1 protein-coding gene is annotated in these 376 nt (G+C 66.8%); it reads left to right on the forward strand.

The annotated features are described in order from the left end of the window. On the forward strand, positions 1-260 hold a 260-nt coding region (locus AC1DKD_RS42445; protein WP_477144896.1), incomplete at its 5' end, for an SOS response-associated peptidase family protein. Positions 261-376: the final 116 nt, after the last annotated feature.

Below are 376 nucleotides of genomic sequence, written 5' to 3' on the forward strand. Positions count from 1 at the left end.
GGCTACTGTCCTTCACCGTGCTGACCACCACCGCCCAGGACACCCTGGGGCACGTGCACGACCGCTCCCCGGTCATCATCCCTCGCGACCGGTTCGCCGAGTGGCTCGACCCGGACCTCACCGACAAGGGGGACGTCCAACACCTGCTCGACTCATTGCCGGAGCCGACCCTGGTCCCACGCGTGGTCAGCACCAGGGTCAACAGCGTCCGCAACAACGGGCCTGAGCTGATTGAGCCGGCAGAGGCGCCCACGGCCTAGGCTGTCCTCCGTGGGGGTTTACTTCTCCGCCAGCCGGCGGAGCTCGGTGACCATCGCTCCGGAGGGCGCATAGCCGCCTGATCGCTGGATCAGAAAGTCTCTGGCCACAATCATCC

The sequence above is a fragment of the Cupriavidus sp. 05T313 genome (assembly GCF_056396665.1).